Source organism: Xanthomonas sp. NCPPB 3218 (assembly GCF_056725185.1).
In genome coordinates this window covers 3253858-3265749 of record NZ_CM161516.1, presented here as the reverse complement: position 1 = coordinate 3265749, position 11892 = coordinate 3253858, and the positions used below count along the sequence as shown (strand labels likewise).

Sequence of the window (11892 nt, the reverse complement as noted above, 5' to 3'; positions counted from 1 at the left end):
ATGACGCGCCGAAGACGTCGTGACGTCTCCGGTCGTCTTGCCGCATCAGAAATCGTAAGAGGCGGTCAGGCGGACATAGCGTGGCGGGTTGTAGTTGTAAGGCTGCAGACCCAGGCGGTAGGTGTTGGAGACATTGAAGGGAACATCGCCCTCGTAGACGCCATCGACACGATTGACCGCGCGGTCGTTGAGGACATTGAAGATCTGCATGCCGAAGGCCAGCTTGTGATCGGCGAACGCCGGGCGGTACGTCAAGCCCAAATCGAGGTTCTTGATCCACGGCGTCCGGCCTGCATCGCCAGGAGACGAGGGTTGGAGGCCGCAGTAGTGGTACGAGGAGCCGTAGCCGATCGGATCATAGTCGACCTCGTCCGCATTCGGGCCGCCATAGAAGCCCAGGCAACTGATCGGCGTGCCCGACATCACACGCAGGGTGGCGGAGGCCATCCATTCCGGGTTGATCTGATAGGCACCGAACGCCTTGATCTGGTGGCGCCGATCGTTAGCCAAGCTGCCACCGGCGTAGTACATCAGTTCGGCCGAGTCCCAATCCTGCGTCTTGGACACGTCGGCCTGGCCGAGGTCGGACTTCACCTGACCTTCGGTATTGCCGTAGCTGTGCGACCAGGTGTAGTCGACGCGGCCATACCACTTCTCGTCGAACGGGTGTTCGAGGAACAGATCGACCGACACATAGCTGCGCTTGGCCTTGTCGGTGAAGCCCCAGTCGGACTGCGACATGGAGACTTGGGTATAGCCGGATCCATCGGCATTGGCGAGGTTGTAGGTGTTGGTCTTGCCCGGGTTGAACATCACGCAGCCGGGGATGTCTACCGCATCCGGGTTGGCACCGCTGGCTTCCAGCTTGTCGGCGATACGTCCGGTGTCGCAAACATCGTCAATGGCGGCCTGCAATTTGCGGTACGTGACCTTTGCACCCGAGTTCCAGCTTTCGCCCAGCGTCTTCTCAAAGCCCAGGATGAACTCATCCTGATACTGCGACTTCAGATCGGTTGGTGCAAAGGCGTTCGGATCCGGGGCCTGGCCGTATTCGCCATTGCTCGACACCGGGCCGGGGCCGATCGGCCGCAGGCCAGTCGGTTCGCCATTGGCATCGATGCCGGTATAGGCAAAATATTCATCGGTATAGGTCGAGGCAGATGCGCCGCGGATTGCCACCTGGTTAGGCAACGCCAGGTAGTAGCGTCCTAAATTGGCGAAAATTTTCAGCGAGGAGTCGCCAAACACGTCCCAGCTGGCGCCCAAGCGTGGTGCCCACTGGTCGCCGCTATCGACATAGGGCACATGATCGCTGTTGAAATTGGTGAATTTGTCATTGCGGATACCCAGCGTCAGCAACCAGTGATCATTGACCTGCCAGCGGTCTTCCAGGTAATAGGCCTTCTGTTCCACCGCCATGCTGGTGGTGGTGGTGAAGATGCGTTGTTGAGCATAGTAGCCGTCGGTACCCGGGCCGGTGGCGCCAACGCCCAGCGTGCCGCGGACTGGCGAAACTTCGTCACCCGCACTGCCGTAGATCCACTGATAACCAGGGCCGGTCGTGCGCACGCCTTCGTCGTAGGCGTTGAAGTACATGTTGTCCACGCCAGCGGTCAGATCGTGGTCGCCCAGCCGGTAGTTCAATTCCAGACGCAGATTGCGCGTCTTGTTGATCGGGTCATCCGCTTTGGAGCGATTGGTCGCCTGATTGTTGGAAATAGGCGTGCCACCGGTGATGGCCGGATTTTGCAGATTCAGGCCGGCGATGAAGGGCAGCGGGGATACCAGCGGGTTGAACTGCTGGTTGTGCTGTGTGCTGCGGCCCCAGGTGGCGTTGACCGTCAGGTCGTCAGTGATGTAGCCGGTGTACTTGAAGATGTCGTAGGTGTCTTTGATCTTGTAAGTATCGGCGTAGAGGCCGGACGGACCACCATCGGATCGTGTGTCGTAATCATAGTTGCTGTAGGCGCCGGCACGACGATCGGTATTTTCTATGCGGGTGTATTCGAGAATGTTGTTGTCGTTGATGTTCCAGTCGATCTTTCCGTAGAACTTCGGCGAGCTGTAATCGTAATGATTACGGCCTTGCGCAGTAGCGGCGGTCGCTGTGTTGGTCACTGCACCGTCGGTCTTGTCGGTTTCGCCCGCCACGAAGATAAACAGTTTGTCTTCAATCAGCGGGCCACCAGCATAAGCGCTGTACACCGTGCGGCTTTGCACGTCGCCCTTGCCGCTACGATAGATCGTGCCCGGCAGCTCTGGATCTTCGTACTTGTAGCGCGGATTGGAGTTGAGTGTGTTGCTTGGGTACCAGACATCGCCGACCGAACTCGATAGGTTCTTCGGCTCCCACACCGCTTGCGCGCCGAAATGCCATTCGTTGGTGCCGCGCTTGCCGACCTGACTGATCACGCCGCCGGTCGAACGACCATAGCGTGAGCTATAGCCGCCGGTATAGGTTTCCTGCTGGTCGATGGCGCCATAGGGCAGGCTGACGCCGCCCAGGTTGCTCAGCGGATTGCTGACGTTGAAGCCGTTGATGTAATACGCGTTTTCGGTAACGCCCGAGCCGCCGAAAGACACGACGGAGCGCGAACCGTTGTTGAATGCGCCGGCACCCGAGACAGCACCGGGAGCAAGCAGCGCAATCGCTTCTGCACTGCGTCCCAGCGGCAGGGTTGCCAGCTGTTCGGACGTGATCACCGATCGCGAGCTTGTGGAGCTGACGTCGATCTTCGGTGCATTGGCGGCAGTGACCGTGATCGCGCCGAGCGTGGTTGCATCGGTGCTGCCGCTGGCAGCTGCGCCAGCAAACGACACCTCGGTGCCGGATCCCACGCGCAGCTGCACGTTCTTGCGGGTGTCGACGACCTGATCGCCACGCTTCAAGGTGACGGTGTAAGCGCCGACCGGCAACGAGCCGAGGTTGTAACGGCCGTTGACGTCGATGGTGATCGTCCGGCTGAGACCGGTGTCGCTTTGAACGACGATGGTGCTGCCGGCTTCCGAGGGAGCGCTACCGTAGATGCTGCCGGTGGTGCTTTGTGCGTAGACCGCGCCATTGGCGAGACAGGCGCCGAGCACAACAGCCAGAGCGGTGCGCTTGAGGGCATGGCGACGAATTTGATTGCTCATTCCTAACCTTTCAGCTGGGTATCGGGAGAAGTGGCGGTCACCGGAGAGTCAGATGGCCTTAACCCGAACGTAATGAATGTGTGGTCTGAGTCGCAAGCGGTTTGAATGATTCGTTAATGAAAAGGGCGAGATCCGCATCAAATATGCGGATCTGCGCACAAATTGCAGGGCATGCGAACAATCGCGGACGTGTGCGGCACGAGTATTCATTTTTGTCAGTGCGTGCGATGCGGCATGACATTGCGCCGATTAACCGAACGCTACATGGCGCCGCGCTCATCTTGAGAGTGTCGCGTCCGGAGTTACTGGTTTCATATGAAACATGAAGTCAAAAAAGACCCCGTCGAACGGGGTCTTTTCGATGCATCGTCAACAGCGCTCAGAACCTGACAGTCGTACCCAGGTAGAAGAACCGGCCGATGTTGTCGTACAGCGCGGAGGTGAAGTCCGAGCCGAAGTAGTTGCGCGGCGGATCCTTGTCGAAGGCGTTGTCGATGCCGAGGTAGACGTCGATCTTCGAGCCGGGGAACTGATAGCCGAACTGGAAGTTATGGTAGGTGTACGAGCCGTTCTTGATCGGGCTGGCCGAGCCCGGATTGCTGTTGTAGCTCTCCGGCGTCACGCGCAGGTTGCCGTCCACATAGTTCATGTCCCACGAGGCACGCCATTCGTTCCAGTTGTACTTGGTCTGGAACTGCGCGCGCCAGCGCGGATCGGTCACGTAGGTCACGTACTCGTCGTATTCGGCCGGGAAGTCCTGGAACACCCATTCGCGCGACTGGATCAGGCGCGTGCCGACAAGGCGCAGCACGGTGTTGCCTTCGCCGAGCTGGAAGCGGTAGTCCATTTCCAGATCCACGCCCACACGCCGCGAGCGTGACAGGTTTTCGTTGAGCGCCTGCCAGCCGATGATGCTGTGCTCGGGATAGATGCGGCCCTGCGGGTCGGTGAATCCACCCAGCGGGGCGCGCTGCACGAAGCCGCAGAAGCTGTTGTTGATGCCGCCTGGGTTGTCCACGCAGCGCGTGGCATTGGTCTCTGCGGTCACGGTGCCGATCGCATCCTGCAGGTCGATGCGCCAGTAGTCGATCGACATGCCGAAGCCCTCGAAGAACTCCGGCTGCCACACCAGGCCATAGGACAGGCTGCGCGCGCGCTCCGGCTTCAGTTCCGGGTTGCCGCCGCTCACGCCGGGGCGGGTGGAGGTGAAGGTATCGATCCAGCCCACCGGCACGCCCAGCGCACTGCAGTTGGCCTGGCGCAATGCCACATCGCCTGCGGTGCCGGGGCGGTTGGTGTTGGTCGGCAGGTAGTTGCAAGGGTCGTTGATGGTCGCGAAGTTTTCGCTCTGCGAGTCGTACAGCTCACCGATGCTGGGCGCGCGCACTGCCTGTGCCACGGTGCCGCGCAGACGCAGCGACGGGATGATGGTCCAGTCCAGGCCTACGTTCCAGGTCTTGGTCGAGCCGATGCTGTCGTAGTCCGAATAGCGTCCTGCCACATCCAGCGCCAACCGGTCCACGCCCGGCAGGCCAGCAAGCAACGGAATGGTGCTCTCGACGAAGACTTCCTTGACGGTATATTCGCCACCGCTGTTGGGGATGGCGTTGAGGAAGGTCGCGCCCGAGGCCGCCAGCGGATCGGTGATTTCCTCGCTCTGCTCCTTGCGGTATTCCACGCCACCGGCAAATCCGATGTCGCCGGCCGGCAGCGACAGCAGGTTGCTGTTGGCCACCGATGCGCTGAACACGGTCTGCTGGATCTTGGCCTGCGAGCGCGCGGTGGTATTGAACCATGCGGCTGCTTCCGGGGTCACCGCGCCGTTGCCGAACACACTGAACGGCACGCAGCCTTCGCGCGCCAGCGCCGAATAGACGCGGTTGGTGTGCGGATTGATCGCGTTCGGATCCAGCGTGGTGCGGCAGACGATGTTGCCGCTGGCATCGCGTGCGGCATCGATACCGGCTTGCCAGCGCTCGTTGATGCGGTTGTTGAGATTCAAGCGGTCGACCGTGGTCTTGCCGTAGTTGGCGGACACGTCGTAGCTCCAGTTATCGGTGAAGTTGCCCTCGGCACCGAGCACTGCGCGATAGGTCTTGCGTTCGATGTTCTCGCCGCGACGGCCGGCATCGACGTTGAAGCGGTTCATCAGGATCTGCGTGGCACCGCGCGAATCCATCAGCGCACCGAGTTCGGGGCTGACATACGGATTCTGGCGGCGCACGCGCAGCGAACTGTCGAAGGCCGGCTGGCCGAAGAATTCCGAATCGGTCTCGCTGTACTTGCCTTCGAAGAACAGGCGATGGTTCTCGCTGACCTCGAAGTTGATCATGGTATTGACGCTCTTGCGATCGAAGCCGGGCTGCAGGTCGGCGACCGCATTCAGATCGACGAAGTCGCAGTCCACGCAGGAGGTGTTGCTGACCACCGTGCCGTTGTAGCGGTTGCGGCGGAAGCTGCCGTCCTGGTTGAACAGGTAGCGGTTGCCATAGCTGGCCGGGTTGCGGAAATCGAAGGTACCCAGGTTGAAGGTGCCGCCGTAGGACGTGGAATGATTGCCGCCCGGGCCGCTGAGCACGTTCTGCGGATTGCGCTCGCTCGGCGGTTGGCTCTGATCGAACGCGGGGTTCGGAACCGACACCAGGTACTCGCGGCCGATGGCGCGGTTGCCGCGACCGAAGCGGTCCTGCTTGCTGTATTCGCCCGACACCGCGATGTTGCCACGGCCGTCCGCAAAGTCGCTGCCTGCCGAGAAGCTGGCGAATGAGCGGTTGTAGTTGCCCTCATCGGCCAGACCGGTCTGCGCGCGCGTCTCGAATCCGGTGAAGGTCTTCTTGAGGATGAAGTTGACCACGCCGGCTACTGCGTCGGCACCGTAGACGGCCGAGGCACCACCGGTGATGACTTCGACGCGTTCCACCCATTCCACCGGAATCGTGTTGACGTCCACCGCAGTCGAGCCCGGGCTGGAACCCACGTGGCGACGGCCGTTGACCAGTACCAGGGTGCGGTCGGTGCCCATGCCGCGCAGGTCGAGCAAGCCCAGCCCGGCGGTACCGATGAAGCGGGTGGAATTGCCCAGCGTGTAGCTCGGTGCCAGCGCCGGCATGCGCGCCATCAGGTCGCTGATGGTGGTCGCGCCGGTGGCGCGGATTTCCTCGGCACTGATTGCGGTGACCGGCGAGGGCGTGACAAAGCCGGTACGCGCAATGCGCGAGCCGGTGACAGTGACCTTGTCCAGATCGGTGGTGCCGGGTGCGAGCCCGTTTTCTGACTGCGCGGCAGCGTGGCCGGCAGAAGCGGCCAGCACCACAAACAACGCGGTGCTCAAACGATGACGCGGGGTGTGTTGCGAAAGACGGCTCGACATGACCTTGCGGATTCCTCGCTGGGATTTTGCGAAACAGCTGTGCTCGCTGAGCGCTGGCTGAACTGAATCCCGAACGTAACAATTCCTTAATCATGTGTCCACATTTGTGAAATTTGTCGCCATTTGACACATAAGTAAGCGAGCAGCGCCGATGTCTGGTGACAGCTTGAAACGCATCTGCCTGTGGCCGAGCCGGTAAACTGCCGGTCTTCCCATGCGCTGCGCCTGGCGATGCAGCCATCGCTGTGTTGGCAGCGCACGACGAATCAGGCAGGCAAAGACGACGATGGTGCAATACGCTTCAAGCAAGGCGATCGACCCCTCCCGGAGCGCACGCGCATGAGCGGCGAGCGCAGAATCCCCGCGCACGCGGTGCAGGGCGCGCTGGCGCCGCATCCGCGCATCCGCAATGTGATCGCGGTGGGCTCCGGCAAGGGTGGGGTGGGCAAGTCCACCACTGCGGTGAACCTGGCGCTGGCCTTGCGTCAGCAGGGCGCGCGCGTCGGCGTACTGGACGCGGACATCTACGGGCCGAGCGTGCCGGCGATGCTGGGCCTGAGCGGGCGGCCGGACAGCCCGGACAACAAGTCGATCGAGCCCTTGCGCGCGTTCGGAATCGAAGCGATGTCGATCGGCTTGCTGGTCGATCAGGACACGCCGATGATCTGGCGCGGGCCGATGGCGACCTCGGCATTGACCCAGCTGTTCAACGACACCTTGTGGGACGACCTGGATTACCTGCTGATCGACCTGCCGCCAGGCACCGGCGACATCCAGCTGACCTTGTCCCAGAAGATCCCGGTGGCCGGCGCGGTCATCGTCACCACGCCGCAGGACATCGCCACGCTGGATGCGCGCAAGGCCTTGAAGATGTTCGAAAAGGTCGAGGTGCCGGTGCTCGGGATCGTCGAGAATATGGCGGTGCACACCTGCAGCCAGTGCGGCCACCGCGAGCACCTGTTCGGCGAAGGCGGCGGCGAGCGCATGGCCGCCCAGTACGGGGTGCCCTTGCTGGGGTCGTTGCCGCTGGCGATCGCGATCCGCGAGCAGGGCGATGCCGGCCAGCCGATCGTGGTGGCCGCGCCGGAGTCGGCGGCAGCGCAGGCCTATCTGGCCGCTGCCGCGCGCCTGTCCGAGGAGCTGGGCAAGCGGCCGCGCGCCAGCATCCCGATTTCGGCGTCGCTGCTGTAGCGCGCAGGCCGGCGCTGGTGCCGGCCGCTTGCTAGAATTCGCTGCCTTTCGCGCGGGCCGCTCGGCCTGTCGCCTTCCGTCTTCAAGGAACACCGCATGAGCATCAAGAGCGACCGCTGGATCAAGCGCATGGCCGAACAGCACGCGATGATCGAGCCGTTCGAACCCGGCCAGATCAAGCACGATGCCGCCGGCCAGCGCATCGTCAGCTTCGGCACTTCCAGCTACGGGTACGACGTGCGCTGCTCGCGCGAGTTCAAGATCTTCACCAACATCAACTCGACCATCGTCGACCCGAAGCACTTCGATCCGGGCAGCTTTGTCGATATCGAATCGGATGTGTGCATCATCCCGCCCAACAGCTTCGCGCTGGCACGCACGGTGGAATACTTCCGCATCCCGCGCGACACCCTGGTGGTGTGCCTGGGCAAGAGCACCTACGCGCGCTGCGGCATCATCGTCAACGTGACCCCGCTGGAGCCGGAGTGGGAAGGCCACGTCACGCTGGAATTCAGCAACACCACGCCGCTGCCGGCGCGCATCTACGCCAACGAAGGCGTGGCGCAGATGCTGTTCTTCCAGTCCGACGAAGTCTGCGAGATCTCGTACAAGGACCGCGGCGGCAAGTACCAGGGCCAGACCGGCGTGACCCTGCCGCGCACCTGATGCAGTGGAGCAGCCGCGGCCTTCAGCAGGTCGCGGTGGCCCGCTCGCGGTAGCGCAGCAGTTGGCGCACGCCGGCGGCGATCAGCAACGCCGGCCACCAGGTCGACACCAGGTTGCCCAGGTCGATACGGGCCAGCCCGAGGTTGTCCAGCAGAAACAGCGTGCCCAGCGTGATCAGGAACAGGGCGGGAATCAGGCGATAGTGCATGGCGATGTCCTCGGTAGGTGTGCGCCCATGCTGCGCGCAACACGCCCACCGATCAGGTGCCGGAAGTCAACTCTTGCGGATGACAAACGTCATGTCGGCCAGGTCATGGCTGCATTGGGGGCCGTGTCGTGTTCGCTGGCAGTCCCAGGGATACAGAAGCCCTGGCTTTCTGCGGGCGGGGGTGCAGTCGGCTAGCGCATGAGGCTTCGCACGTCCCCTGATCCGCCCTTCGGGGCACCTTCTCCCGATGGGAGAAGGGATGTCGGCGCTCTGACCCGGCGCTGGGGCTGATCGACTGCTGGAATCGCTCCATTCCATATTCATGGGCGCTAGCGCCCATCACGCGCACGGGCGAGAGCCGCGCGTCAAGGCGCGTTGCCGCATCCAATCAGTGACAGGTCAGCAGCTACGGCCGGACAGTTCGGGAACCAACTGCGCCAAAAGCGCGCTCTTACGATTCCCCAATCCCGATTCCCGATTCCCGATTCCCGGCTATTTGCCCCGCCCAAACAACATCCCCACACCGCAGGCGACCAGCGCCGCCGGCCACCACGTGGCGATCAGCCGGCCAAGACTGACATTGGTCCAGCCCAGGTTGTTGGCCAGGAACAGCAGGCCGACGAGGATCAGGATCAGCGCGGCGACGACATTGGATTTCATGCGGACAGGTGGTTGTGAGACGGGCGCCTATCGTAGCCGCTGCGCCCACGCAGCGACATGCTGGTGCAGCGCGTCGGCCTCGAAGCGCTGCGCGCTGCCGCTGCCCCAGACCGGGCCAGGCCAGGCCGCATCGCCCGGATGCCGGCCGACCAGATGCACGTGCAGCTGCCGCACGATGTTGCCCAGCGCGCCGATATTGAGCTTGGCGACCCCGGGCTCGACCCGCAGCAACTGCGAGAGCTGATTGATCTCGGCCAGCAACAGACGCTGCTGGCCGCCATCCAGATCGATCCACTCGCTGACATCGGCCACGCGCGGCACCAGCACCAGCCACGGGAAGCGGCTGTCGTCCATCAGCCGCACCTGTGACAGCGGTCCGTCGGCGACGAACACGCTGTCTGCGGCCAGCCGCGCATCGAGCTGGAAGCCGCTCGCCCCGGACATGCCGGCTGCAGTCCCGCTCATCCCAGATGCGCTTCGAAAAAGCCCAGAGTGCGCTCCAGGGCGCGCTCGGCGCTGTCGGCGTCGTAGTGGGTGGGGTCGATGCTGCGATTGAAGGCGTGGCCGGTCGGATACACGAAAGTTTCCATCTGCGGCAGCTTCTCGCGGTGGGCCTGGATCGCCTCGGGCGGAATGCTGGTGTCCTGCTCGCCGAAGTGGAACATCACCGGCGCCTTCGGGGTTTCGTCCAGCAACTGGGTATTGCGGCCGCCGTAGTAGCTCACCGAGGGCAGGCCCAGGCGGATCGCCGACAGCAGCGCCACCGAGCCGCCCCAGCAATAGCCCACGGTGCCGACCTTGCCGGCGCGGCCGAGCAGGGTGGCGGCGGATTTGACCACCTCCACCGCGCGCTCCAGGCCGACCGCATTGGCCAGTGCCAGGCCGCGCTGCAGGCTTTCCTGGTCGTAGGGCAGCTGCACGTCCTTCTCTTCCAGGTCGAAGAAGGCCGGCGCCAGCACTTCGTAGCCGCGTGCGGCGTAATCGTCGGCCACCGCGCGGATATGTTCGTTGACGCCGAAGATCTCCTGGATCACCACCAGGCCGCCGCGCGGGCTGGAGGTCGGGGTGGCGTGCCAGGCGGCGACCTGGCCGTCGGGGGTGTCGAGCGTGGTCCAGTGACCCATGGGAACTCCTGCTGCGGTAGGGGGAAGGCGCGCATTATCGACCGGATCGGCGGCGCTGCAGGTGAGGGTCTCGCTAAGATGACCTTGCCTGCCCGCAGCGCGGTTCAGAGCGCTGCCCGCACGCCGCTATAATTGCTCCACTCAGGCCCCAGGCCCTGCACGAAGCCGAAGTGCGAGCGGACCGGTTTGGTGCGCTCAACCTCGGCGATGACCTCATCGACGAACCGGGCGCTCGCAGCTCTGCCATCGGAGCCGTTGAGCGTGAGCGTCAGCTCGAAGGTGTGCGGCTGGCCGTGTGGCTGCTGCTGCCACCACTCGCGGATGGTCACCGCACCCCCGAACGAGGCCACCACCATGCGGACGCTGTTGGCGGTGCCTTTTCGGCGCTGGATTGCCATGGCGCTGCGCAGGCGCGAGCGCTTGACCGCATCGCTCCAGTCGGCCTTCCAGTCGTCCACCGATAGCGTCCAGGCCAGCCAAGGCAGATGGCCGGCGGGGCATGTGTCCGGATTCCACAGGTCTGGATATGGCAACGGGATCGCTTCCAGGCGCGCCGCAACGGCGGCCAGGGCGCGCTCCATGGGCGTTGTGTTGGGCGGCAGCGGGGAATTACTCATCGATGCCGGCGTGCACAATGTCGATCGCGGTGCAGTAGGCGGCCTGCGTGCGGCTGATCCGGATGTCCGCTGCAGGCGAGTCCAGCTCCACGCGCTGCACACCATCGGCGAACAGCTTGGCCTTGATGGCTGACTCCGGGACATCACGGCCGATGCGGTGTGCCTCATCCAGATACGCCCGCAGGCTGCGCAGCGCCTCACGGATGACCACCGCCGAGTCCGGGCCAGCGTAGGTGTAGACGCGCCCACGAATGGCATACGGGACGATCTGGGCGCTCTGGACCGTGACGCTGTCGGTCAGCGGGCGCACGTCATCGTTGGTGAGAATCGAAGCGACCTGGTCCAACAACGCCTGTGGAGCCATGCCATCTCCGGTGCGCGACTGGATGGTTACCAGTACTTGCCCGGGTGCGGGGCTGGTGGCACTGGCGTCCATGACATCGGCGGCCGCGCTGAGCGCGTGGTAGATGTACGCGCCCTCGGGGCCGGCAACGCTGAAGCCCTCGGGCGCCAGCTGGATCCGGCGGCGGAAGTCCACGTCCGACTCGTGGGTTGGTGCAATGCCGTTCTCCGGCTGCCCCGGATCGAGTACTAGCCGCGCCACTCCGAATAGCGCGCCGAGGTGATCGAGGTTGCTGCCGGTGGCGAAGGCCAGCATGGTCTGCTGGGCCTTGTCGTTGGCGCGTTGGCGGAGCAGCAGCTCGCGAGCTGCAAACAGCTGCAGCAGCTTGTGGACCGGGTCGGCTTCCGTGAGCGCGGAGAATTCCGGCAGCAGCTTGCGAAACTGGGCTAGCGCCTCAGCGAAAATCGTCTCGAAGTCCAGCGCCTCTATAAGGTCGGGAGCTCGGAGCCTGGATAGATCTACCGCCGTGAAGGAGGCCATAGCGCATGAGGAGGGAGGGAGTCGTTATAGACTCCCCT

Annotated in this window: 10 protein-coding genes; 2 read left to right on the top strand and 8 right to left on the bottom strand. The window is 63.5% G+C overall.

The features are described 5' to 3' along the window. Window positions 1-45 precede the first annotated feature (45 nt). Together AC1PLS_RS13515 and AC1PLS_RS13510 are read right to left on the bottom strand one after the other, a co-directional pair. On the bottom strand, window positions 46-3135 hold the full coding sequence (locus AC1PLS_RS13515) for a TonB-dependent receptor (RefSeq protein WP_481103776.1): 3090 nt from the start codon (window positions 3133-3135) through the stop codon (window positions 46-48). Between the two features lie 379 nt (window positions 3136-3514). Beyond that, a complete protein-coding gene (locus AC1PLS_RS13510) occupies window positions 3515-6505 on the bottom strand; it encodes a TonB-dependent receptor plug domain-containing protein (RefSeq protein WP_184431642.1) in 2991 nt (996 codons plus the stop codon). 339 nt (window positions 6506-6844) lie between these two features. Here AC1PLS_RS13510 and apbC point away from each other — a divergent pair, with 339 nt between their 5' ends. Both apbC and dcd read left to right on the top strand, forming a co-directional pair. Further along, complete coding sequence (gene apbC, locus AC1PLS_RS13505) at window positions 6845-7696, top strand: iron-sulfur cluster carrier protein ApbC (RefSeq protein ID WP_024939536.1); 852 nt, start codon at window positions 6845-6847, stop codon at window positions 7694-7696. A gap of 96 nt (window positions 7697-7792) precedes the next feature. Then, window positions 7793-8362 carry a dCTP deaminase gene (gene dcd / locus AC1PLS_RS13500; protein WP_184431640.1) on the top strand — a complete coding sequence of 190 codons (570 nt, stop codon included), beginning with the start codon at window positions 7793-7795 and terminating at the stop codon, window positions 8360-8362. A 22-nt stretch (window positions 8363-8384) separates the two neighbouring features. Here the strand turns inward: dcd and AC1PLS_RS13495 are convergent, their stop codons facing one another. The 6 genes from AC1PLS_RS13495 to AC1PLS_RS13470 all read right to left on the bottom strand — a co-directional run bounded on the left by AC1PLS_RS13495 (window position 8385) and on the right by AC1PLS_RS13470 (window position 11854). Continuing rightward, window positions 8385-8570: a LiaI-LiaF-like domain-containing protein gene (locus tag AC1PLS_RS13495; RefSeq protein WP_024939537.1), complete on the bottom strand. Its 186-nt coding sequence runs from the start codon at window positions 8568-8570 to the stop codon at window positions 8385-8387. A gap of 492 nt (window positions 8571-9062) precedes the next feature. After that, complete coding sequence (locus AC1PLS_RS13490; protein ID WP_006452352.1) at window positions 9063-9230, bottom strand: LiaI-LiaF-like domain-containing protein; 168 nt, start codon at window positions 9228-9230, stop codon at window positions 9063-9065. 27 nt (window positions 9231-9257) lie between these two features. Then, window positions 9258-9695: an HIT domain-containing protein gene (locus tag AC1PLS_RS13485; RefSeq protein WP_102596849.1), complete on the bottom strand. Its 438-nt coding sequence runs from the start codon at window positions 9693-9695 to the stop codon at window positions 9258-9260. Continuing rightward, entirely contained in the window at window positions 9692-10354 is a 663-nt protein-coding gene (locus AC1PLS_RS13480; RefSeq protein WP_016905084.1) for a dienelactone hydrolase family protein, read from the bottom strand. The genes AC1PLS_RS13485 and AC1PLS_RS13480 overlap by 4 nt, the downstream gene beginning before the upstream one ends. Window positions 10355-10458: 104 nt before the next feature. Continuing rightward, window positions 10459-10971 carry a phage tail protein I gene (locus tag AC1PLS_RS13475; RefSeq protein ID WP_184431638.1) on the bottom strand — a complete coding sequence of 171 codons (513 nt, stop codon included), beginning with the start codon at window positions 10969-10971 and terminating at the stop codon, window positions 10459-10461. Then, window positions 10964-11854: a baseplate assembly protein gene (locus tag AC1PLS_RS13470; protein WP_184431636.1), complete on the bottom strand. Its 891-nt coding sequence runs from the start codon at window positions 11852-11854 to the stop codon at window positions 10964-10966. Before AC1PLS_RS13470 ends, AC1PLS_RS13475 begins: the two co-directional genes overlap by 8 nt. Window positions 11855-11892: the final 38 nt, after the last annotated feature.